The organism is Marinobacter xestospongiae (assembly GCF_023156385.1).
In the GTDB taxonomy this organism is placed as follows: Bacteria; Pseudomonadota; Gammaproteobacteria; order Pseudomonadales; family Oleiphilaceae; genus Marinobacter; species Marinobacter xestospongiae.
In genome coordinates this window covers 352818-376458 of the sequence record NZ_JAKZAK010000001.1, presented here as the reverse complement: position 1 = coordinate 376458, position 23641 = coordinate 352818, and the positions used below count along the sequence as shown (strand labels likewise).

21 protein-coding genes are annotated in these 23641 nt (G+C 64.6%); 10 read left to right on the top strand and 11 right to left on the bottom strand.

The genetic code is table 11. The annotated features are described in order from the left end of the window. Positions 1-33: 33 nt before the first annotated feature. From ureC to urtA, 9 genes are all read right to left on the bottom strand, one after another. Entirely contained in the window at positions 34-1737 is a 1704-nt protein-coding gene (gene ureC, locus MLD24_RS01705; protein ID WP_248163341.1) for an urease subunit alpha, read from the bottom strand. Between the two features lie 150 nt (positions 1738-1887). After that, positions 1888-2199 carry an urease subunit beta gene (locus tag MLD24_RS01700; RefSeq protein ID WP_248163340.1) on the bottom strand — a complete coding sequence of 104 codons (312 nt, stop codon included), beginning with the start codon at positions 2197-2199 and terminating at the stop codon, positions 1888-1890. A gap of 10 nt (positions 2200-2209) precedes the next feature. Further along, on the bottom strand, positions 2210-2512 hold the full coding sequence (gene ureA, locus MLD24_RS01695; RefSeq protein ID WP_206644057.1) for an urease subunit gamma: 303 nt from the start codon (positions 2510-2512) through the stop codon (positions 2210-2212). A gap of 42 nt (positions 2513-2554) precedes the next feature. Next, a complete protein-coding gene (locus tag MLD24_RS01690; RefSeq protein WP_248163339.1) occupies positions 2555-3460 on the bottom strand; it encodes an urease accessory protein UreD in 906 nt (301 codons plus the stop codon). Next, positions 3457-4155 carry an urea ABC transporter ATP-binding subunit UrtE gene (gene urtE / locus MLD24_RS01685; protein WP_248163338.1) on the bottom strand — a complete coding sequence of 233 codons (699 nt, stop codon included), beginning with the start codon at positions 4153-4155 and terminating at the stop codon, positions 3457-3459. Before urtE ends, MLD24_RS01690 begins: the two co-directional genes overlap by 4 nt. Continuing rightward, complete coding sequence (gene urtD, locus MLD24_RS01680; protein ID WP_248163337.1) at positions 4155-4979, bottom strand: urea ABC transporter ATP-binding protein UrtD; 825 nt, start codon at positions 4977-4979, stop codon at positions 4155-4157. Before urtD ends, urtE begins: the two co-directional genes overlap by 1 nt. Next, positions 4976-6127, bottom strand: coding sequence for an urea ABC transporter permease subunit UrtC (gene urtC / locus MLD24_RS01675; RefSeq protein ID WP_248163336.1), 1152 nt, complete (start codon positions 6125-6127; stop codon positions 4976-4978). Before urtC ends, urtD begins: the two co-directional genes overlap by 4 nt. 3 nt (positions 6128-6130) lie before the next feature. After that, entirely contained in the window at positions 6131-7732 is a 1602-nt protein-coding gene (urtB, locus tag MLD24_RS01670) for an urea ABC transporter permease subunit UrtB (protein ID WP_248163335.1), read from the bottom strand. A gap of 141 nt (positions 7733-7873) precedes the next feature. Further along, complete coding sequence (gene urtA / locus MLD24_RS01665; RefSeq protein WP_227174533.1) at positions 7874-9172, bottom strand: urea ABC transporter substrate-binding protein; 1299 nt, start codon at positions 9170-9172, stop codon at positions 7874-7876. Between the two features lie 485 nt (positions 9173-9657). On the opposite strand from urtA, the gene atzF reads away from it, so the two are divergent. From atzF to MLD24_RS01645, 4 genes are all read left to right on the top strand, one after another. Continuing rightward, positions 9658-11508, top strand: coding sequence for an allophanate hydrolase (gene atzF, locus MLD24_RS01660; protein WP_248163334.1), 1851 nt, complete (start codon positions 9658-9660; stop codon positions 11506-11508). A gap of 10 nt (positions 11509-11518) precedes the next feature. Then, a complete protein-coding gene (uca, locus tag MLD24_RS01655; RefSeq protein ID WP_248163333.1) occupies positions 11519-15190 on the top strand; it encodes an urea carboxylase in 3672 nt (1223 codons plus the stop codon). Between the two features lie 58 nt (positions 15191-15248). Further along, positions 15249-15965, top strand: a complete 717-nt coding sequence (locus MLD24_RS01650) for a GntR family transcriptional regulator (RefSeq protein WP_227174527.1) — start codon at positions 15249-15251, stop codon at positions 15963-15965. Between the two features lie 124 nt (positions 15966-16089). Then, a complete protein-coding gene (locus MLD24_RS01645; protein WP_227174525.1) occupies positions 16090-17139 on the top strand; it encodes a 2-dehydropantoate 2-reductase in 1050 nt (349 codons plus the stop codon). 345 nt (positions 17140-17484) lie between these two features. Here the strand turns inward: MLD24_RS01645 and MLD24_RS01640 are convergent, their stop codons facing one another. After that, entirely contained in the window at positions 17485-17637 is a 153-nt protein-coding gene (locus MLD24_RS01640; RefSeq protein WP_227174523.1) for a hypothetical protein, read from the bottom strand. Between MLD24_RS01640 and MLD24_RS01635 the strand changes: the two genes are divergently transcribed. From MLD24_RS01635 to MLD24_RS01620, 4 genes are all read left to right on the top strand, one after another. Next, on the top strand, positions 17636-17959 hold the full coding sequence (locus tag MLD24_RS01635) for a ComEA family DNA-binding protein (RefSeq protein WP_227174522.1): 324 nt from the start codon (positions 17636-17638) through the stop codon (positions 17957-17959). The two genes, MLD24_RS01640 and MLD24_RS01635, sit on opposite strands and share 2 nt — an antisense overlap. Before the next feature lie 108 nt (positions 17960-18067). After that, a complete protein-coding gene (locus MLD24_RS01630) occupies positions 18068-18871 on the top strand; it encodes a (Fe-S)-binding protein (protein ID WP_248163332.1) in 804 nt (267 codons plus the stop codon). Continuing rightward, positions 18868-20313, top strand: a complete 1446-nt coding sequence (locus MLD24_RS01625) for a LutB/LldF family L-lactate oxidation iron-sulfur protein (RefSeq protein ID WP_227174518.1) — start codon at positions 18868-18870, stop codon at positions 20311-20313. The genes MLD24_RS01630 and MLD24_RS01625 overlap by 4 nt, the downstream gene beginning before the upstream one ends. Next, complete coding sequence (locus MLD24_RS01620; protein WP_227174516.1) at positions 20310-20963, top strand: LutC/YkgG family protein; 654 nt, start codon at positions 20310-20312, stop codon at positions 20961-20963. Before MLD24_RS01625 ends, MLD24_RS01620 begins: the two co-directional genes overlap by 4 nt. A 55-nt stretch (positions 20964-21018) precedes the next feature. Here MLD24_RS01620 and gloA read toward each other — a convergent pair whose 3' ends face one another. Next, complete coding sequence (gene gloA, locus MLD24_RS01615) at positions 21019-21570, bottom strand: lactoylglutathione lyase (RefSeq protein ID WP_227174514.1); 552 nt, start codon at positions 21568-21570, stop codon at positions 21019-21021. A 163-nt stretch (positions 21571-21733) separates the two neighbouring features. On the opposite strand from gloA, the gene MLD24_RS01610 reads away from it, so the two are divergent. Both MLD24_RS01610 and MLD24_RS01605 read left to right on the top strand, forming a co-directional pair. Then, complete coding sequence (locus MLD24_RS01610) at positions 21734-22423, top strand: GntR family transcriptional regulator (protein ID WP_248163331.1); 690 nt, start codon at positions 21734-21736, stop codon at positions 22421-22423. Between the two features lie 155 nt (positions 22424-22578). Beyond that, a complete protein-coding gene (locus tag MLD24_RS01605; protein ID WP_248163330.1) occupies positions 22579-23595 on the top strand; it encodes a DUF6160 family protein in 1017 nt (338 codons plus the stop codon). Positions 23596-23641: the final 46 nt, after the last annotated feature.

Genomic DNA, 23641 nt, shown 5'->3' with positions numbered 1-23641 from the left:
TTCGTTCTCCTCTCGCTGGGTCAGGCTGTGCCATCAAAACAAATGATAGCGCTGAGCCAGCGGCAGTTCGGCGGCGGGCTCGCAGGTGAGCAGTTCGCCGTCGGCGTGTACTTCGTAGGTCTGTGGGTCCACGGTGAGGTGTGGGCAGGCGTCGTTGAGTTTCATGTCGCCCTTGCGCACCTCCCGTACGCCCTTGCAGGCGGACAGCGGGCTGTCCAGCCCCAGTTCCTCGCCGATGTTGGCGTCCAGCGCGGCCTGGCTGACGAAGGTCAGGCGGGTGGCACTGGCGGCCTTGCCGTAGGCCCCGAACATGGGGCGGTAGTGCACCGGCTGCGGGGTGGGGATGGAGGCGTTGGGGTCGCCCATGGGCGCCGCCGCGATCATGCCGCCCTTGAGGATGCAGGCGGGTTTAACGCCGAAGAACGCCGGGCTCCACAGCACCAGGTCCGCTAGCTTGCCCACTTCCACCGAGCCGACGTCATGGGCGATGCCGTGGGTGATGGCGGAGTTGATGGTGTACTTGGCGATGTAGCGCTTGGCGCGGAAGTTGTCGGCACCGCGCTCCTCGTCTTCCGGCAACAGGCCGCGCTGGACCTTCATCTTGTGGGCGGTCTGCCAGGTGCGGCACACCACCTCGCCGACCCGGCCCATGGCCTGGGAGTCGGAGGAGATCATGGAGATCACGCCCAGGTCGTGAAGGATGTCCTCGGCGGCGATGGTCTCGCGGCGGATGCGGGAGTCGGCGAAGGCGACGTCTTCCGGGATGTTGGGGTCGAGGTGGTGGCATACCATCAGCATGTCCAGGTGCTCGTCCACGGTGTTGACGGTGTAGGGCCGTGTCGGGTTGGTGGAGGACGGCAGCACGTAGTCCTTGGAGCAGGCGGTGATGATGTCCGGGGCATGGCCGCCGCCGGCACCTTCGGTGTGGAAGGTGTGGATGCAGCGGCCCTTGAAGGCGGCCAGGGTGTCTTCCACAAAGCCGGACTCGTTGAGGGTGTCGGTGTGGATGGCGACCTGCACGTCGTACTGGTCGGCCACGGTCAGGCAGTTGTCGATGGAGGCCGGGGTGGTGCCCCAGTCTTCATGCAGTTTGAGGCCGATGACGCCGGCCTTGATCTGGTCTTCCAGCGCCGCCGGCAGGGAGGCGTTGCCTTTGCCGAGGAAGCCTATGTTCATGGGCAGTTCGTCCACCGCCTGCAGCATCTTGCCGATGTGCCAGAACCCCGGGGTACAGGTGGTGGCATTGGTGCCGGTGGCCGGGCCGGTGCCGCCGCCGAGCATGGTGGTGACGCCGCTCATCAGGGCTTCTTCCACCTGCTGCGGGCAGATGAAGTGGATGTGGGGGTCGATGCCGCCGGCGGTGAGGATCTTGCCTTCGCCGGCGATGACTTCGGTGCCGGGGCCGATGACGATCTGCACGTCGGGCTGGGTGTCGGGGTTGCCGGCTTTGCCGATGGCGGCGATTCTGCCTTTCTGGATGCCGACGTCGGCTTTGACGATGCCCCACCAGTCGAGGATCAGGGCGTTGGTGATGACGGTGTCCATCACGCTGTCGTCGTTGCGCTGGCTCTGGCCCATGCCGTCGCGGATGACTTTGCCGCCGCCGAATTTCACTTCGTCGCCGTAGTGGGTGTGGTCCTGTTCCACTTCGATCCACAGGTCGGTGTCGCCCAGGCGGACGCGGTCACCCACGGTGGGGCCGTACATGTCGGCGTAGGCTTGTCTGCTGATTTTCATGCTATCCCTCGTTTTCAGTTTGGGTGCAAGAGCAAGTGGCAATGGCTTTCCGAAACCCGCTCAAGCACATCCATGTGGCGCTTGAGCTCCGCCATCCATGGCTCCGCACAGTTTCGGAAAGCCATTGCCACTCGCTCCCCAAAGCTTGCGCTAGCCGTCCAGCTTGCCCATCACATCGCCACGGAAGCCGTAGATCTCGCGGCCGCCTGCATACGGAATCAAAGTGACTTCGCGGGTCTGGCCGGGTTCGAAACGGATGGCGGTGCCAGCGGCGATGTCGAGGCGCAGGCCCTTGGCCGCAGCGCGGTCGAATTCCAACGCCGGGTTGGCTTCGGCAAAGTGGTAGTGGGAACCGATCTGCACGGGGCGGTCGCCGGTGTTGGCCACTTCGATGGTGGTGCGTTCGCGGCCGGCGCAGAGTTCGATATCGCCGTCTTGCAGTTGGTATTCGCCGGGGATCATGTCTCGCTCCTCAAACGATGGGGTTATGAACCGTCACGAGCTTGGTTCCGTCGGGGAAGGTCGCTTCGACCTGGACTTCGTGGATCATGTCGGCCACGCCGTCCATGACGTCGTCTCGGGTGAGGATTTCGGTGCCGGAGCTCATGAGTTCGGCCACGGAGCGGCCTTCGCGGGCGCCTTCCATGATCTCGGCGCTGATCAGGGCGATGGCTTCGGGGTAGTTGAGTTTGAGGCCCTTGGCTTTGCGCCGTTCGGCCAGCAGCGCTGCGGTGAACAGCAGCAGCTTGTCTTTGTCTCTGGGTGTTAGTTCCATCATTCACTCCGTTGTGTTTGTTGGCTCTGGTATTGGTGATGATCAGGTCAGCCAGATTCTTGGTACATGCGCCTCGTGCCCGGTGAGTCGGGGCCGGAGGATTTCCCAGGCCTGTTGGCACAGCGCCCAGGCCTCGTTGCGTTCGTTGCCCAGGTAGCGCAGCAGCACCACGCCACGGCGGCGGGTGATGGCCCAGCGGTTGGACTCAGGCAGGGCGTCGCGTACCGCTTCGATGGCGTCGGTTTCGTCTTCCAGCCCAACCGCCCACAGCGTGGCCTGCACGGTGGCGCCGCCCTGCCCCCACTTACCGGCAAAGCGCGGGTGATTGGGGTCCAGCGGTTGGCGTTCCAGCCACAGGGGCTGGCCGTCGAGGGTCAGGCGAAAGCGCTGTTCCAGGTGGCCGGAAACGAACGGCAAGCGGCTAGCCGGACGGCCGAGGGCGAGGATTTCCCAGCCCAGGGTGCGGGCGCCGCTCTCAAGGTCGATGGTGGTGCTCTGCTCGCCTCGGGAGCCGTCGAAGGCCAGGGTTTCCTGGGGCAGGTATTCGAGGATGGCGTCTTTCGCCACCGTCAAATGGGTGTGCTGGGCCCAGGCCACGCCGTGGCTGTCGGCCTTGTAGAGTTTGGCCGCCGCCGGGGTGGTGAGCAGGGCGTGGGCGCCCTCGCCCACGTCGGCAGAGATGGTGAGGGCGTCACCACTGACCAATCCGCCCGGCGGATGCAGCAAGTAGACATGGCAGCAGCCGGTGCACCCTTCCGGGTAGAAGGGGCGCTGCACCCGCAGCGGTCCGGTGTGGTGGCGGCGGGTGAGCCGGGTGACGGTGTCGCCCTGCTCCTGCCGCGCCACGAAGCCCAGCGCCAGCGACGCTGCCCAGCGCCGGTCGGCGTCGAAGCGGTGGCCGGAGTCGTTGGCGGCCTTGCGACCGCCAATGGCCTGAAACGCGGTCATACCGTTAGGTGCTGTTTGATGAGTTCGTCAGACAGCTCGCCGATCTCGCCCTGGGCCACACGGCGGCCGCGGTCGAGGATGGCGAAGCGGTCGGCGTACTTGCGGGCAAACGGCAGTTTCTGCTCCACCAGCAACACGGTGAGGCCGTCTTCGGCGATCAGCTTGCGGATGACCTCGCCGATCTGCGCGACGATGTTGGGCTGGATGCCTTCGCCGGGCTCGTCGAGGATCAGCAGTTGCGGTTCGATCACCAGCGCCCGGCCAATGGCCAGCTGTTGCTGCTGGCCGCCGGAGAGGTCGCCGCCACGGCGGTGCTTCATTTCCCTGAGCACCGGGAACAGCTCGTAGATGCGCTCGGGGATCTGCTTGCTGCCATCCTTGCGGGCGGCGAGGCCGGTGCGCAGGTTCTCTTCCACCGTCAGCAGCGGGAAGATCTGCCGGCCCTGGGGTACGTAGCCGATGCCCAGGCGGGAGCGGTCTTCCACTTTCTGTTGGGTGAGTTCGGTGCCGCCGTTATAGTGCAAAGAACCATATTTCACCGATTCCTCGCCCATGATGCATTTCATCAGCGTGGTCTTGCCCACGCCGTTACGGCCCATGACGCAGGTGCACTGGCCCTTGGGCACGTCCAGTTCCAGGTCCCACAAGGTGTGGCTCTCACCGTAGAACTGGTTGAGTTTGTCGACTTTCAGCATCAGGCGCCCTCCCCCAGATACACTTCAATCACTTTCGGGTCGTTGGAGACCTGGTCCATGGTGCCTTCCGCCAGCACGCTGCCCTGATGCAGCACGGTGACTTTCCTGGCGATGGAGCGGACGAAGCCCATGTCGTGCTCGACCACCACCACCGACTGTTTGCCCGCGAGGCTGGTGAGCAACTCGGCGGTGCGTTCCATCTCCTGCTCGGTCATGCCGGCGACCGGCTCGTCCACCAGCAGCAGCCGGGGTTTCTGCATCAGCAGCATGCCGATCTCCAGCCACTGTTTCTGGCCGTGGGAGAGAATGCCGGCTTCGCGGTAGCGCAGCTCCGCCAGGCCGATCAGGTGCAGCACTTCCTCGATGCGGTCCCGGTGTTCGCCGGTGAGCCGGGCGGTCAGCGTCGGCAGTATCCGCTTGTCAGTGGCCATGGCCAGTTCGAGGTTTTCGAACACCGTCAGGGCCTCGAACACGGTGGGCTTCTGGAACTTGCGGCCGATGCCGAGGGTGGCGATGTCCGGCTCGTTCATGGTAAGCAGGTTGTGGCGGCTGCCGAACCACACCGAGCCGGTGTCGGGGCGGGTCTTGCCGGTGATGATGTCCATCATCGTGGTCTTGCCCGCGCCGTTGGGGCCGATGATGCAGCGCAGTTCGCCGTCATCGATGGTGAGGTTGAGGTTGTTGATGGCCTTGAAGCCATCGAAGCTGACGTTGACGTCCTCGAGGTAGAGGATCGGTCCGTGGCGAACGTCCACCGGGGACGCCGCCGGGGTCAGGAATTCGAAGACGCGATCGCGGTTGGTCAGTTCCTGGAAGATGCTCATGCGGTGACCTCCTGGCCGGCGACGTTGTCACTGTCTTCGGCTTTCTTCCTGCGCTGCAGCAAGCCGGCGATGCCCTTGGGCAACAGCACGGTGACCAGCACGAACAGGCCGCCAAGGGCGAACAGCCAGGCGTCTGGCATGACGCCGGTGAACACGGTCTTGGCGTAGTTCACCAGCAACGCACCGATAACGGCGCCGTACAGCGTGGCGCGACCACCCAGGGCCACCCACACCACCACCTCGATGGAGAACAGCGGCGAGAATTCGCTGGGGTTGATAATGCCCACCTGGGGCACGTACAACGCACCGGCGACCCCCGCCAGCATGGCGGAGACCACGAACACGAACAGCTGCACCCGGTCGACGCGGTAGCCGATGAAACGGGTGCGGGCCTCGGCATCCCGGCAGGCGACACTGACCCGGCCCAGCTTGCTGAGCACGATGCCCCGGCAGATCACGTAGCCAATGGCCAGGGCGATGCCGGTGGCGATGAACAGGCCCAGGCGGGTGGCGTCGGAACGCAGGTCGAAGCCGAGGATGTCCTTGAAGTCGGTGAGGCCGTTGTTACCGCCAAAGCCCATCTCGTTGCGGAAGAACGCCAGCATCAGCGCGAAGGTCAGCGCCTGGGTGATGATCGACAGGTACACCCCGGTCACCCGCGAGCGGAACGCCAGGAAGCCGAACACCAGCGCCAGCAGGCCCGGCGCCAGCAGCACCATCGCGAAGGCAAACCAGGCCATGTCGAAGCCGTGCCAGAACCAGGGCAGCTCCTGCCAGTTCAGGAACACCATGAAGTCCGGCAGCACCGGGTCGCCGTAGACGCCGCGATCACCGATCTGGCGCATCAGGTACATGCCCATGGCGTAGCCGCCGAGGGCGAAGAAGGCACCGTGGCCCAGACTGAGAATCCCGAGGAAGCCCCACACCAGGTCAACGGCCACCGCCAGCAGGGCGTAACACAGGTACTTGCCCAGCAGGGTGACGGTGTAGGCGCTGACGTGCAGGGCGTGGCCTTCCGGGAAGACCAGGTGCAGCAGGGTAACCAGCGCGACGGCACCAAACAGGATGCCGAGGAACAGTTGCGTGGAGCGCTCGTTGAAGGGGCGCAGCAGCCACGGCTTGGAGGTATTCAGTGTAGATGCAACCATGACTTATCCTTCGGCAGCCCGGCCCTTCTGCGGGAACAGTCCGCGCGGGCGTTTCTGGATGAACAGGATGATGAAGACCAGCACCACGATCTTCGCCAGGACCGCACCGGCCCAGGGTTCCAGCACCTGATTGATGGTGCCGAGGGAGAGTCCGGCCACCAGGGTGCCCCAGAGGTTGCCGACGCCGCCGAACACCACCACCATGAACGAATCGATGATGTAGCTCTGGCCCAGGTTGGGACCGACGTTGGTGATCTGGGACAGCGCCACACCGGCCAGGCCGGCCACGCCGGAACCGAGGCCGAAGGTGAGGATGTCGACCCGGGTGGCCTTGATACCCATGGAACGGGCCATGGCGCGGTTCTGGGTCACGGCGCGGACTTCCAGGCCGAGGCGGGTCTTGCGCATGATCAGCATCAGCCCGGCGAACACCACCAGGGCGAAGCCGATGACGTACAGGCGGTTGAGGGTCAGCGACAGTGCTTCGTTCACCATCAGCGAGCCACTCATCCATTCCGGGGTGATCACGGTGCGGTTGAGGGGAGAAATCACGGTGCGCACCAGTTGTTGCAGGATCAGGCTGACGCCAAAGGTGGCCAGCAGGGTCTCCAGCGGACGGCCCTTGAGGTGCTGGATCACGCTGCGTTCGATGGCGATGCCCGCCAGCGCCGCCACCAGGAAACCGGCGGGGATCGACAGGATCAGCGCCAGACCGGGCTGGCCCGGCAGCAGCTGCTGCATGCCCCAGGTGGTGTAGGCGCCGAGCATGATCAGCTCACCGTGGGCCATGTTGATCACGCCCATGACGCCGAAGGTGATGGCCAGGCCGATGGCCGCCAGCACCAGTACCGAGCCGAGGGAGAGGCCGAAGTAGAGGGTCTCGGCGGCGCTGTTGATCTTCAGTTTGGTTTCGATGTTCTTCAGCGCCTGGGCGGCGGCCGCAGCGAGTTCCGGGTCGTCGCTCTGGGCAGCGCCGTTGAGGGCCACCCGGGCGCGGGCGTTCAGGCTGCCGTCGAGAATGGCCACGGCGGCCACGTCGCCCTGCTCCACCTGGTAGATGGCCAGGGCTTTGGTCAGGGCGGCGCGGACGTCGCTGTTGTCTTCGGTTTGCAGCAGGCCGTCGATGCGTTCGGCCAGTGGAGCGTCCACTTCACCGCGTAAATCACGGGCGGCGGCGAGGCGGGTGTCGGGGTTGGCCACGGTCAGGTCGATGACCGAGAGAATGCCGTCCAGCTCGTTGCGCAGCGCGTTGTTGATTCGGATGCTGTCCAGGTCACGGCGGGACACTTCGCCGAGGGATTCGCCACTGAGGGCGTCGGCCACGGTCCAGTTACGGCCGCGGTTGGACAGTACGATAACAAACTGGCCGGAGTCTTCGATGCGGCTCAGTTTTCCATTGGCAAAGGCTTCCAGCCAGCCTCGGGCACGTTCGTCTCCACTGCCTGCGATTTCTGCGATCACATCTTTTTTCTGGGCATAGGAGGAATCGGCCAGCGCCTGCAAGAGCGCCGTGGCCTCACTGTCCGTCGATTGGGCCTGGGCCATCGGCGCCAGGACCAGCAGACACAGCAACAGCAGGCTGGTGAGCGATCGGGAGATGCTCATGGGTGTCTTCCTGTAGCTAAGGGGTGAGCGTTGTTGGCGGTAACGCATAGGGTTCGGTCTTGCCTTCAGCCGGGCGCCGGAGCGCCGGGCGGGCGGGGACAACCGCGGCCCGGTGGCCGCGATGGTCCCGCCGGGTCTCGGTTACTCGGCAGCCACTTCGGCGGCACCGCCACAGCTGCGGCTCACCACGTTGTAGTTGCCGCACGCCAGGGGCTTGCGCCAGTCACTGATCAGGTCCTTGGAACCGGGCAGGAAGTCGGACCAGGCGTCGCCAGCCACGGTGGACGGGGTTTCCCAGACCACGGAGAACTGGCCGTTGTCCTGGATTTCACCGATCAGCACCGGCTTGGTGATGTGGTGGTTCGGCATCATGGTGGCGTAGCCGCCGGTCAGGTTGGGCACCGACACGCCGATGATGGCGTCCTTGACCGCGTCCACTTCCGGGGTGCCGGCTTTGCGCACCGCTTCCACCCACATGTTGAAGCCGATGTAGTGGGCTTCCATCGGATCGTTGGTGACGGCTTCCTCGTTACCGCTGTAGTCCACCCAGGCGTCGATGAAGTCGTAGTTGGCGTCGGCATCCACACTCATGAAGTAGTTCCAGGCCGCCAGGTGACCTACCAGCGGGCCGGTATCGATGCCGGACAGCTCCTGTTCACCCACCGAGAACGCCACCACAGGAATGTCGGACGCTTCGATGCCCTGGTTGCCCAGTTCACGGTAGAACGGCACGTTGGCGTCGCCGTTGATGGTGGAGACCACGGCGGTCTTCTTGCCTTCGCTGCCGAACTGCTTGATGTCAGCGACGATGGACTGCCAGTTGGAATGCCCGAACGGGGTGTAGTTGATCATGATGTCGTCAGCGGCGACGCCATGGTCCTTGAGGTAGGTTTCGAGGATCTTGTTGGTGGTGCGCGGGTAGACGTAATCGGTGCCCGCCAGTACCCAGCGCTCAACGCCGATCTGGTTCATCAGGTAGTCCACCGCCGGAATCGCCTGCTGGTTGGGCGCCGCGCCGGTGTAGAACACGTTTTCAGAGGATTCTTCACCTTCGTACTGAACCGGGTAGAACAGCAGGCCGTTCAGCTCTTCCACCACCGGCAGCACGGATTTGCGGGAAACCGAGGTCCAGTTGCCGAAGATGACATCAACGTCTTCCTTCTCCAGCAGTTCCCGGGCTTTTTCGGCGAACAGCGGCCAGTTGGAGGCCGGGTCCACTACTACCGGTTCCAGTTGCCGACCGAGCACACCGCCGGCTTCGTTCTGCTTTTCAATCAGCATCAGCATGGTGTCTTTCAGGGTGGATTCACTGATGGCCATGGTGCCGGAGAGGGAGTGCAGGATACCGACCTTGATCGGGTCTTCCGCCGCCATCGACTGCATGGAGATGGAAAGCGCCAGTGCGGAGAGGCCCAGAGTCACGTGTTTTTTAATGGTCATGTCTTACGTCCTTTTCCTGTTTGATGGGACATCGGTCAAAACGCCCAGCCACCAGTGCAGCTACCGTTCCAACACAGGAAAAGGTCTTTAATTTTCAGAAGTTTGCGATGTATACAAGAAGACAGAGCAAGACCAATCGGGGGTCATTCAAGGGCCTGGGGCCTCATCGCTGGGCGTAAGCCGGCGCCGGCCTCTGGTCGTGCACAACCGTGTGGCATGACGAAAAACCCACCGAAAACCCATAAATATCAACCAACTAATAAAAACACCAAAACACAACAATCAATCACGATGCAGTAAAACCGGGGTCGGTCCTATTTGGTGCCAGCGCGCTATAACGGTGCAGTTCGATTTGTCGGGATACCAGCCGAATCTCTTTAAACCATTGTTATATGTAGACTTATATCCACCCACTCGAAATGGCACAGGCCTTGCCATGCAGGTTGTATACAAGTTCACGCAACCTCAGATGAAGGACTCTGCCCATGTTCGATGTTTCCGGATGGACCCTGAATGACTGGCAGGCGGCCTACCAACAAGGCGCCCAACCCGACGACCTGCTGCCACAGCTGTTGGCTCAGTGCACTGCGGACGATCCGGCCTGGATTGCCCTGCTCGACCAGCCTGGCCTCGACCAGGCTCTGACCGAACTGGCCGTCACTCTGGCGCAGGCCGGTGGCGATCCCGCCCGGCTCCCGCTGTATGGGGTACCCTGCGCGGTGAAGGACAACATTGATGCCCGCGGCTTCCCCACCACCGCCGCCTGCCCCGAGTTTGCCTACCAGCCCACGGAGGACGCCACCGTGGTGGCGAAACTGAAAGCCGCCGGCGCGGTGGTGATTGGCAAGACCAACCTGGACCAGTTCGCCACCGGCCTGGTGGGTACCCGCTCTCCCTATGGTGCCGTGGCCAACACCTTCGACCCGGAAGTGATCAGCGGCGGCTCCAGCTCCGGATCTGCCTCGGTGGTTGCCCGGGGACTGGTGCCCTTTGCCCTGGGCACGGACACCGCCGGCTCGGGCCGCGTTCCCGCCGGCCTCAATAACCTGGTGGGGCTGAAGCCAACCCGGGGCGCCTTCAGCATGACCGGGGTAGTACCCGCCTGCCGCTCGCTGGACTGTGTCTCGGTGTTTGCGCTGACGGTGGACGATGCCGCTGCGGTGAGCGCCCGCTTGACCGGTCTGGACGACCGCGATGTTTTCTCCCGCACCGGGACTGCTGCGGGCGACGGCCCCGCCATCCGCCGGCCTGGCCCGATTCGCCGGCTGGCCATTCCGGCGCCCCACCACTGGCTGGGGGACGACGCCACCGTCGCGGCCTGGCAGCGCTCCCTGGCGGACTGGCCGCAATTGGGGATTGAACTGGTGCCGATGGCGTTTGATCCGCTGCTGGAACTCGCCGAGCTGCTGTACCAGGGCCCCTGGGTTGCCGAGCGCCACGCCGCCATCGGTGATTTTCTCCAGCAACAGGGCGAGTCGGTACATCCGGTGGTCCGGGGCATCATTGAATCCGCCAGCCAGTTTGACGCCAGTACCACCTTCCGGGCGCAGTACCGTCGCGAAGAGCTGCTGCGCCGGATTGACCAGGCCCTGGCCGACGTCGATGGCCTGCTGGTGCCCACCGCCCCCATTGCCCCCACCATTGCGGCGGTGCAGGCAGACCCACTGACACTGAACAGCCAGCTCGGCACCTTCACCAACTTCGTCAACCTGGCGGACTTCTGCGCCCTGGCCATTCCCGCCGGGTTCCGTGAAGACGGCCTGCCGTTTGGCGTCACCCTGATCAGCGGTGCCTGGAAAGACCAGGCGCTGCAGACCCTCGCCAGCCAATGGCTGAACCGCCACCCACTGCCACTGGGCGCCACCGATCGCCCGCGACCACTGGAAACCGGCCCCGACAGCAGCCAAACGGCAAGCCCAGAACCCGGCGATGACACCATCACCGTGGCGGTGGTGGGCGCTCACCTCAGCGGCATGCCGCTCAATGGTCAGCTCACCGAACGCCAGGCGGAACTGCTGGAGCAGACAACCACCACCCCCAACTACCGGCTCTATGCGCTGCCGGAAACCACGCCCCCCAAACCTGGCCTGCGGCGGGTCGCCAGGGAGGACGGCGCGGCTATTGTTGTAGAGGTATGGCGCATGCAGGCCAACCGCTTCGGCTCGTTTGTCGACCTGGTGCCGCCGCCCCTGGGCATTGGCAACGTGGAGCTGGCCGATGGCCGCTGGGTGAAAGGCTTTATCTGTGAAGGCTATGCCCTGGAGCAGGCCCGGGATGTCACCGCCTTCGGCGGCTGGCGTCCCTACATCACCGCCCTTACTAACGGCCAGGCATAAGGAGACCGCCATGACCAACCCGATTCCGACCCCAGTTAACGGTCCCCTGCCGTTCACCAAGGTACTGATTGCCAACCGCGGTGAGATCGCCGTCCGCTCGCTGCGCACCCTGGCCCGGCTGGGCATCGCCAGTGTCGCGGTGTACGCCGAGCCGGACCGCCACAGCCAGCACGTCCAGCAGGCGGATGAGGCCATTGCCCTGACCGGCCAGGGCGCCAGTGAGACTTACCTGGACGGCGAGCAGATCCTCGCCGCCGCCCGCCAGACCGGCGCCCAGGCCATCCTGCCGGGCTATGGCTTCCTGTCGGAGAACGCCGGCTTTGCCGAGGCCTGCGAAGCCGCCGGCGTTGCCTTTGTCGGCCCTACCCCGCAGCAGATGCGGGACTTTGGTCTCAAGCACCGTGCCCGGGAACTGGCAGAGCAGGCCGGCGTTCCGCTCGCTCCGGGCAGTGGCCTGCTGGCAGACCTGGACGAAGCCCTCGCCACCGCCGCCAGACTGGGCTACCCGGTGATGCTCAAGAGCACCGCCGGTGGTGGCGGCATCGGCCTGACCCGCTGCGACGATGAGGCCGCCCTGCGGGACGCCTTCGATTCGGTCCAGCGTCTGGGCCAGAGCTTCTTTAACGACAGTGGCGTGTTTCTGGAGCGCTTCATCGCCCGCGCCCGCCATGTCGAGGTACAGATCGTCGGCGACGGCGCCGGCCAGGTGGTCGCCCTTGGCGAACGGGACTGCTCGCTGCAACGCCGCAACCAGAAGGTGGTGGAGGAAACCCCGGCCCCCAACCTGCCGGCAGCCACCCGCCAGAAAATGCTGGACGCCGCCGTGGCCCTGGGGCAATCGGTGAACTACCACTCCGCCGGCACCGTGGAGTACATCTACGACGCCCAGCGGGACGAGTTCTACTTCCTGGAGGTGAACACCCGGCTGCAGGTGGAGCACCCGGTCACCGAGGCGGTCACCGGGCTCGACCTGATCGAGTGGATGCTCACCATCGCCGCCGGTCAGGGCCCGGACCTGGCCAGCTTCAGCCCGGTGTTGTCCGGCGCCGCGATGGAGGTACGGATCTACGCCGAAGACCCGTTGCGGGATTTCCAGCCCAGCCCGGGCGAGCTCACAGACGTGCACTGGCCGGACGGCGAGGTCCGCATCGACACCTGGGTGGAGAACGGCAGTGAGGTCTCGGCCCACTACGACCCGATGATCGCCAAGCTGATTGTTCACGGCGCCGACCGTGCCGAGGCGCTGCAGCGGCTGCAACAGGCGCTGGCCAGCACCCGGCTGATGGGCATCGCCACCAACCTCGATTACCTGCGCCAGGTGGTGGCCGACCCGGCCTTCGCCGCAGGTGAGGTGTCCACCCGCGCGCTGGACAGCTTCGACTACCAGCCGGCGGCGGTCTCGGTGCGCCAGCCGGGCACCTACACCACGGTGCAGGACTGCCCGGGCCGGATGGGCTACTGGCACATCGGGGTGCCTCCTTCCGGGCCGATGGACGACTACGCCTTCCGCCTGGCCAACCGCATTGTAGGCAACCACCCCGACGCCGCCGGCTTGGAAGCCACCCTGGTGGGACCGGAACTGACGTTCCATCAGGACACCGTTATCGCCCTCACCGGTGCGCCCTCCCCGGCCACCCTGGATGATCAGCCGGTGCCCTTCTGGACCCCCGTGACCGTGCGTGCCGGCCAGGTGCTGGCGGTCGGCAAGGCCACCTCGGGCTGCCGTACCTATCTGGCGGTACGGGGCGGGCTCGATGTGCCGGTGTACCTGGGCAGCCGCGCCACCTTCGCCCTGGGCCAGTTCGGTGGCCATGGTGGCCGGCCGCTGCGCCCCGGGGACACCCTCGCCATCAGCCAGCCGGAGCTGCCGGCCTGCACCACGCCGGCCCCCACCCACGCGCCGGCGGCGGCCGACCCGGCACTGGTACCGGACTACCCCAGCCACTGGCAGATCGGCGTGCTGTATGGCCCCCATGGCGCGCCGGACTTCTTCACCGAGCGCTCCATCGAGGAATTCTTCCAGCAGGACTGGGAGGTGCACTACAACTCCAACCGCCTGGGCATCCGCCTGAACGGCCCCAAGCCGTCGTTCACCCGTACCGACGGCGGTGAGGCCGGGCTGCATCCGTCCAACATTCACGATTGCGAGTACGCCATCGGCTCCATCAACTTTACCGGCGACATGCCGGTGATCCTGACCCGCGACGGCCCCAGTCTGGGCGGCTTCGTGTGCCCGGTGACCATCGCCAGTGCCGAGCTGTGGAAAGTGGGACAGGTCAAACCCGGCGACACCATCCGCTTTGTGGCGATGGACCAGGCCACGGCGGTGGCGTTGTCAGAGCACTGCGACCGCGCTGTCGAGAGCCTCACCGCCAGCGCCCCGGTACCCTGGCAGCGGCCGTCGCTGGCGCCGCAGGCGGAACGGTCCGCCACCCTGCTGGGACACCTGGCCGGCACCGATCAGCGCCCGGAAGTGTGCTATCGCCAGGCCGGGGATCAGTACATCCTGATGGAATACGGCCCCAACGAGCTCGACCTGGGGGCCCGCCTGCGCATCCATGCACTGATGGAAACCCTGAAGGAACGGCTGCCGCCGGGGCTGCTGGAGCTGTCCCCCGGCGTACGCTCGCTGCAACTGCGCTACGATCCCCGGGAGCTGCCCCAGCAGGCGCTGGTGGATCAGCTGCTGGCGCTGGAGGAGCGGCTGCCGCCAACCCACGAGCTGTCCGTCCCCAGCCGGGTGCTGCACCTGCCCATGGCGTTCGAGGACAGCGCCACCCTCGAGGCGGTGGAGCGTTATCGCCAGTCGGTGCGGGATGAGGCGCCCTGGCTGCCCAACAACGTCGACTTTATCCAGCGCATCAACGGCCTGGCGGAACGGGAGCAGGTTCGCGACGTACTCTACAGCGCCCGTTATCTGGTGCTCGGGCTCGGCGATGTCTACCTGGGGGCGCCCTGCGCGGTGCCGCTGGACCCCAGGCACCGGCTGCTGACCTCCAAGTACAACCCGGCTCGCACCTACACCGCCGAGGGCACGGTGGGTATTGGTGGCATCTACATGTGCATCTACGGCATGGACTCCCCGGGCGGCTACCAGCTGGTGGGGCGGACCCTGCCCATCTGGAACCGCTACCTGAAGAACCCGCAGTTTCAGGACGGCCAGCCCTGGCTGCTGAACTTCTTTGATCAGGTCTGCTACTACCCGGTGTCGGAGCAGGAACTGGAGCGTCAGCGGGATCTGTTCCGCGCCGGCCAGCTCAGCATCGAGATTGAACACACCACCTTTGAGCTGGCCTCCCACCAGGCCTTTCTGGACGCCAACGCTGGCGCCATCGCCAAGTTCCGCCAGAGCCAGCGGTCGGCCTACCAACAGGAGGTGGCGCGCTGGAAAGACAGCGAAGCCGACACCCTGGAGCGGCTGGCCAAGGCGCCACCGGCAACCGACACCGCCGATCTGGCCCGCTTCGGCGAGCTGGTGAGCGCGGACATGGCAGGCAACATCTGGCAGTGCCTGGTGAAACCCGGGGACCGGGTCAGCAAGGGCGACCGGGTGCTGGTGGTGGAGGCCATGAAGATGGAGTTTGAAGTCCTCGCCAGCCACGATGGCACTGTCTCGGCCCTGCATGTTCAGGCCGGCAAGGCCGTGACGCCGGGCGAACCGTTGCTTAGCATTGAGGTATAATCCAGGCCGGGCGCCCTCCTCTGTTTGAGGGTGCCCGGTGACTTAGGGAGCAAGAGTCATGACAGAAAAATCCCCGGGCCGTCGCAAGGAAAGCATGGCCGATCGGGTCTACGAGGCCCTCAAGGCAGACATCTTCGAGTTCCGCCTGATTCCTGGCGACCGTTTCAGTGAGGGCGATATCGGCGGCCGGCTGCAGGCCAGTCGCACTCCGGTGCGCGAGGCATTGTACCGGTTGCAGCGGGAAGGCTATGTGGACGTGCTGTTCCGCAGCGGCTGGCAGGTGCGGCCGCTGGACTTCCAGCAGGTGGCCGACCTGTACGATCTGCGCATCACCCTGGAGCGGGCAGCGGTGGAGAAGCTCTGTCTTCTGCCGGAACCACCGCCGACCCTGCGCACCCTGACGGCGATCTGGAACCCGGATCATCCCTCTGAACGGGCGGTGGGCAGTACCGTGCGGGCGCTGGATGAGAGCTTCCACTGTGACCTGGTGGCCGCTGCCGGCAATCGCGAGATGACTCGCATTCACCGGGAGATCACCGAACGCCTGCGCATCATCCGTCGGCTCGACTTCACCCGTGACGATCGCATCGACGCCACCTACGAGGAGCACGCGGAGATTCTCGACGCCCTCCGCCGGGGCGAAGCAAGCCACGCCGCCGACCTGTTGGCCAGCCACATCCGCAGCAGTCAGGACGCGGTGAAGGAAATCACCATGGAGCGCATCCGCGAGGCCGCCGAATACCAGCGCCAACAGGCGACCGCTGCCGAAGAGTAGTTGACGCGGCTCGCGGGGACAGTATGGTTACTTGGCCTGATGTCACAATCGTCAGATGTCACGAAAAGATGGCAGAGGCTCCCAAGCTGTCAGAACAACAAAAACGCCGCCCCAGGATGTCGCCATGGCCCACACCTACGATCACACCGCCACCAATCCCCCCGGCCGGATCGCCATTTTTGGCGCCGGCAGCGTCGGTTGCTACCTGGGCGCCCGGCTACTGGCCGCAGGCGCAGAGGTCCGCTTCATCGGTCGCCCCCGGTTACAGGCGGTGTTACAGCAACACCCACTGGTCGCCAGCGATTACCAGGGTTTCCGCCACAGCCAGCAGTTGTCCGAGGGCCACTACGTCACCGACCCCAGCGCGGCCGCTGACGCAGACCTGGTACTGGTCACGGTCAAATCCGCCGCTACCGCGGAAGCCGGCCATCAACTGGCAGAGGTGTTGCCGGCTGGCACGCCGGTGATCAGCCTGCAGAATGGCATTTCCAACGCCGACACCCTGGCGGCGGCCATGCCCGATGCCCGTGTACTGGCGGGTATGGTGCCATTCAATGTTCTGCAGCAGGCCCCCGGGCACTTTCATCAGGGTACCGAAGGCCATCTGATGGCAGCTTACGACGCCGTTCTGGAACCCTGGCTGGGGTTGTTCAACGCCGCGGGTCTGCCGCTGGAGCTACGTCAGGACATGCTTTCGGTGATGTGGTCCAAGCTGCTGCTCAACCTGAACAACCCCATCAACGCCCTGTCTGGCGTGCCGCTGCTGGAGGAACTCTCCCAGCGGGACTACCGGCGCTGCCTGGCGCTGGCCCAGGAAGAAACCCTGACTCTGCTGGACCGAGCAGGCATTCCGGTGATCAAACTGACCGGTCTGCCCACCCGCTGGATACCCACGCTGATGCGGGCGCCGGACTGGTTGTTCACCCGGCTGGCGAAAAAAATGTTGGCCATGGACCCGGTCGCCCGCTCGTCCATGTGGGAAGATCTGGAGGCCGGCCGCGCCACCGAAGTGGACTGGATCAACGGCGAAGTGGTCGCTCTCGCCCATGCCCAGGGCCGCCAGGCACCGATCAACGACACCCTCACCAGGCTGGTTCATCAGTGCGAAACCCGACGCCGGGCCTGGCCCGCCGGGGAACTGCTGGCGCAGCTGAAAAATATGAACAGGAATTGATCTCATTTGGTGCGCCAGCGCCTACACCACTGTAGGAGATATCGCACACGAACCGTCGGCAATGTCCTTTGGCACCAACTCGGCACTTACCTAGAATAGACAGTGTCAAGGATGACAAGCCCGCACGGAAGCAGGCATACGGATGAACGGATGGGCTCACAGGATGTGAGCGTACATGGACGACTGCCCACGGATCAGGGCAGCCCGAAGGACCGGGCGTCAGGCCGGCGACGGAGAAGGTTTACAAGGATTGTGAGCCTTTCCGTGCCCCTTTCTCCCCCAGCATTACCTGCATGTTTCCCTCTGTCTGTTTTCGTTGTCGGGCGCCTTCTCAAGGCATACCGGTTATTGGCTGGTGTCGGCCTGCGTGGCCGAGCCAAACCCCTTGTCGCTGTTACCAACACCGGACCGCGGGTTATCCAGCCAATCGTCTGCCACCGGCAGCACCTGATCTTGCAGATCCTGGTCCGCGAGTCCATGCGCCCAGGAGAAATCCATGCACAACCTCGTACCCCGGAAACCCCTTCATCGCAGCCCGATCCTCGCGACTCTGGCACTTGTGCTGTCGCTGCTGACCCTGCCCCTGCAGGCGGACCCGGCGAACGCTGTCGCCCCCATCAACATCAATACCGCCACCGTCGAACAACTGACCGCACTGGATGGCATCGGCCCGGCCAAGGCCCAGGCGATCGTCAGCTACCGCAATGATCACGGCCCCTTTCAGAGCACGGAGGACCTCACCAAGGTCCGGGGCATTGGTAACCAGACCTTGGCCAAGAACAGCCCCCGGCTGACCGTGGACCGTCCCGCCACGCCGTAGTTTGGTTAACGGGCTTCTGGACAGGCTCGCTCCCGCTGCATAAGTTTAGGAGACGTCGGTGTGGTTGCGCGTGCGCAGCCACCGAGTCCGCATGCAGTGGGAGGTCTGATGACAGAGCCGGTTAAGGTCTATCCCGCCAAACCGCAAAAGGTGTACTTCTTCGGCACCTGTCTGGTGGACCTGTTCTTCCCGGATGCCGGTATGGCCGGCATCCAGTTGCTGGAACGGGAAGGCATTGAGGTGCTGTTTCCCCAGGCCCAGACCTGCTGCGGCCAGCCCGCCTACACTTCCGGTTACCACGACGACGCCCGCGCCGTCGCCGCCGCCCAACTTCCGCTGTTTGACGAACCATGGCCCATTGTGGTGCCTTCCGGGTCCTGTGCCGGCATGATGCGCCAGCACTACCCCGCACTGTTTCAGGACACGCCGCAGCAGGCGCTGGCCAATGAGGTAGCGGCCCGAGTCTGGGAGCTGACCGACTTTCTGCTCAACGTCTGCCACATCAAGCTGCGGGATCAGGGTGAACCAGTGACGGTCGCCATGCACACCTCCTGCTCCGCACGGCGGGAAATGGGCATCGCCGCCGTGGGGCCAGCACTGCTTGGCCAGCTGGACAAGGTCACCCTGGTGGAACAGGTACGGGCGGAGGAATGCTGTGGCTTTGGCGGCACCTTTGCGGTACGCCACCCGGAGATCTCCGGCGCCATGGTCAATGAGAAGGTCAGCAGCCTGGTTGATACCGGCGCCCGCGCCTTTGTCACCACCGACTGTGGTTGCCTGATGAACATCGATGGCCACGCCGAGAAGGAACAGCAACCACTGCGGGGCCAGCATATCCTATCGTTCCTGTGGCAACGGACCCAGGGTGGACCGGGTGGACAGGATCGAGAGGATAGAGAGGTCACGCCATGACCGCCCAGCCACCCCCGTCCGACGTTGAACAGTTCCACCCCCGGGCCCGGGCCGCGCTGAGTGATCCCCAGGTACGACAGAACTTCCGTCGCGCAATGGATGGGCTGATGGCCAAACGCAAGGCTGCGTTCGCCGACTGGGATCTGGACGCCCTGCGGGACCTGGGGGCGGCGGTTCGCCAGCGCGCCCTGGCCGAGCTGCCCAACCTGTTGGAGCAACTGGAGCAACAACTTCAGGCCAACGGCATTCAGGTTCACTGGGCGGTGGATGGTGACCATGCCTGTCGCATCGTCACCGACATCTGCCGCGCCCGCGACGCCCGGCGGGTGATCAAGGGCAAGTCGATGGTGTCGGAGGAGATGGAGCTGAACCATTATCTGGAGCAGCACGGCATCGAGGCGCTGGAGTCGGACCTGGGCGAGTACATTGTCCAGTTGGCGGAGGAAACGCCCTCCCACATCATCATGCCCGCGATCCACAAGAACACCGATGAGATCTCCGAGCTGCTGCACGACAAGACCGGCACCCGGCGTTCCCACGATGTCGAGTACCTGACCGCCAGTGCCCGCCAGCAACTGCGGGAGAAATTCATGCAGGCGGATGTGGGCATTTCCGGGGTCAACTTCGCGGTCGCCAGTACCGGAACCCTGTGCCTGGTGGAGAACGAGGGCAATGGCCGCATGACCACCACCGTGCCACCCTGCCACATTGCCGTCACCGGCATCGAGAAAGTGGTGCCGGGCCTGGACGAAGTGGCGGTACTGCTGGCACTGCTGACCCGCTCCGCCACCGGCCAGCACATCACCACCTACTTCAATATGATCTCCGGCCCCCGCCAGCCGGACGAGCTGGACGGCCCCGAGGAAGTTCACGTGGTGCTGGTGGACAACGGCCGCGCCACGCTTTACCAGGACCCGGAGCTGCGCGACACCCTGCGCTGCATTCGCTGCGGTGCCTGCATGAACCATTGCCCGGTCTACACTCGGGTTGGCGGCCACACCTACGGCACCACCTACCCCGGCCCCATTGGCAAGATCCTGATGCCCCATCTGCTTGGCCTGGCCTCGACCCGCCACCTGCCCAGTGCCTCCAGCTTGTGTGGCGCCTGCGGTGAGGTGTGCCCGGTACGCATCCCGATCCCCGATCTGCTGGTCCGCCTGCGCCGGGAGGCGGTGGACGGCGACCGCTTACACCCGTCCCGGGTCGCCGGCCATGGCAGTAAGCGCAACCCGGTGGAAGCGGTGGCCTGGCGCAGCTGGCGCTGGCTGCACAGCAATGGCGGCCGCTACCGGCTGGGTACCGCCCTGGCCACCCGCTTCCGCCGTCTGCAGCCCGCAAACCTGGGTGCCTGGACCCAGTACCGTACGGCACCACGATTGGCCAGCCGCAGCCTGCACCAATGGGTGCGACAACGGTCCAAGCAGGAGTCTGACGAATCATGAACGCACGGAAACAGATTCTGGATCGGCTCAGGGCCGCAACGGACACCGCGGCTGAGGCAACACCGCTGGACTTCACCTCAATGGAGCGGCCACCGTGGAGTCAGGAGGAGTGCCTGCAACGGTTTGAGCAAACACTGGAGTCGGTGCACGGAGAGGTTCACCGGGTCGACCGGGCGCACTGGCTGCTCCGGCTGGCGGAGATTCTGCAGGCCCGGAAGGTACGCAATCTGCTGGCGCCGGTGGAGCACCCACTTGGTCAGGCCCTGCGGCAAAGTGGCCGTGACGACCTGCCAACACTGCTGGCGTACGACCAGGTGATCGAGGCCTGGCAGCCATCGCTGTTCAACGACGTTGATGCCAGCCTGACGTCGACCCTTGGCGGCATCGCCGAAACCGGCTCGCTGATCCTGTGGCCGACCCGGGACGAGCCGAGACTGATGAGTCTGGTGCCACCCATTCACATTGCGGTGCTGGACGCCGACCAGCTGTACAGCACGTTTCTGGATGCCCTGCGCCAGCAGGGCTGGTCTGCGGGGATGCCGACCAACGCCCTGCTGATTTCAGGCCCTTCCAAGACCGCCGATATCGAACAGACCCTGGCCTATGGCGTTCACGGCCCGCGGGAGCTGATCGTGCTGGTGCTGGGCTGATCGCACTGATGCCGGACGGTGCCGACGGGCACTGCTACCCGCCGGACCGCCGCGATCAGTCGTGGTCGCGGCGCTGCTTTTCCAGCATGTTGGGCTGGAGGATCTCGATCCAGTAACCATCCGGGTCCTGAATGAAGGCCAGACCTTTCATCTTGCCGTCATCCGGCCGTTTGATGAATTCCACCCCAAGCTCATCAAAACGCTCCGCCGCCCGATACACATCCGGTACCGCAATGCCGATGTGGCCAAAGCCCTGGGGCTGGTCATTGCCATTGTGATAGTGGAAGTCCGGATCGTCCTCGGTCCCCCAGTTGTGGGTCAGCTCCAGCATCGCCTCGCGCCCGAAGGTGAAGGTGGTGCGGTGGGCCTCGTCCCGGGGTACGGCTGCCGCCTGACGCTCATCCAGGTAACCCAGGAAGTAGAGGCTGAACTGCATCTCCGGGAAATCGAGCTTGCGAACCAGGCTCATACCCAGCACCCGGGTGTAGAAGTCCAGGCTGACGGCCGGGTCCTTGATTCGCATCATGGTCTGGTTGAAGACGTAGCCCTCGGTCTCAGGAATCGGGGCATCATAGAGGCCGGGGGCCTCTTCGAAATGCTTGGGCATGGTGGGCTCCCTGTTCTGTTCATTCGCCGGGGCTACCGGCGTCGCGGTGCTGCTGCCATCGCCGGGCCCCATGTAAACCCTATACCTGTGTGCGTGTCAGCAGGATTTCAAGGGCGTGACACAGGTGACATGGCACTCTGGCCCGGTGTGCTAAACTCGCGCCATGGAATTTCAGGTCCCCAACACCCTCGCCGAACAGATTGCCAACTTCCTGGCTGAACGGATCATGACTGGTCAGATTCGGCCGGGCGAGCGCATTCATGAGGTCAAGATCGCCGCCGAACTGGAGGTAAGCCGTGCTTCGGTCAAGGAAGCGCTGTACACCCTGGAGCGCTGGCACCTGGTCGACATCATCCCCCGCAAGGGTGCTGTCGCCACCTGGCTTGACGCCGAGCACGCCTCCGAGCTCTACGATGTCTACATGCACCTGCTGCAGATGCTGGTGGAACGTCTGATCGACCGCTGGCAGCCCGAACACCGAGATCGCCTGCTGGGCCACATCGAGCAGGTATCCCGGCGGCTGCAGGAGCGCACCGACGTGCTGGCGGTGGTGAAGGCCAGCTTCGATGTCATGGATGTCTGCTGTGAGGTGGTGGGCAACCCCTACCTCACCGAGGCACTGACCAACTTCAAGCCTGCCGTCAGTCGCACCTATTACCTCAGCGCCGATCGCTATCGCCAGGATCTTCGCCGTACCGCCAGCTTCTTCAAGGGGCTGACCCAGGCGGTCCTGGACCGGGACCGGGTCGCGGCGGCCCATGAAATCACCGAGTTTTTCAACCACCAGCGCCAGCTCATCCTGCAGGCACTGTCCCCGGACGACACCACACCGGCCTCGTCCCGCTCCGCCTGAACCACCCTGCCATTGGCCCGACGGGCCAGATCTGTGATTCGCGCCGGTCTGTGAGAGTAATCACAGACCAGATACCCCGATGCGTCTACTGTAACAACATGTAACCTTACAACAAGAATCCGGGGTTCAGCCCCACCCATGCCAAGGATCGCCCCATGCCTCTGAATCGAGACTCCTTCTCCGCCAGTGCCGCTGCCGGCCTGCTGGTATCCGCCGGATTGTGGCTGACAGCAATGCCGACCCAGGCACTGGAGCGTCTGGACGACGGTGAGATGGGGGTGGTGACCGGCCAGGCAGGTATCACCATGGAACTGGCGGCACGGATCGACATCGGGCAGGTGCGTTATGTCGATGAGGCGCCATTGGATTTCAACCAGGTGCGGCTGTCTGGCCACAACGGCACCATGCTCGACAACCTCAAACTGACCCTGGACGTCGCCGGCCCGGGCGAAGTGCTCGACTACGGCTTCTCGGAACTGGCTCGACGGGGCGACCAGGGCATTCTGGACCCGAATCACTGGCAGGTGGCGGACGCCATGAACCGCTACTCGGTGGCTGGCGAATTCGGTCGTCAGTACAACGACGGTGATCTGGTGATTCACCTCAGCCCGGTGGACAGCGGCGATCCCGCCAGCCTGAACGATTACCTCAATGCGGTGGACTTCGAGCTGGCCATCGACTCCATTGTCACCGGCGGCCAGCCCACCAGCACCACCATGTTTGAGAACATCCTGCTGCAAGGCTACCTGGGCCCCACCGACATTGTGGTTGGCAACACTGACAACAGCCGTGTGCTGCCCAGCGGCACCCTGGTCCAGGGCGCCGAAACCCACATCAGCAGCCACTTTGCCATCACCAACGGCCAGCTCGACTGGAACGTGGGCAACTTCGCCATTCTGTTCAACTTCGCCGCAGTGGGCATTGAAGGGCTGCGCCTGCACAACAACCGCGGCGACGACATGCTGGGCCACTTCGGCATGGCCTACGCCGAGGCGTCCATCAGCAAGGGCACCAGTGGTACCAGCGGGCAGGATGGCCTGTCGATTCACAACGTCGATTTCCGGGCGGATCTCGACATCGACCGGTTCAAGGTGGGCGGTCACAGCATCGGCTCGGTGTACATGACCGACATCAACATCCAGGATGCGTCCTTCCTGGTCTACGGCCACTGATCCGGCCACCGGGAGTCCGGCTGGCCATTAGCCAGGTGGCCCCGGA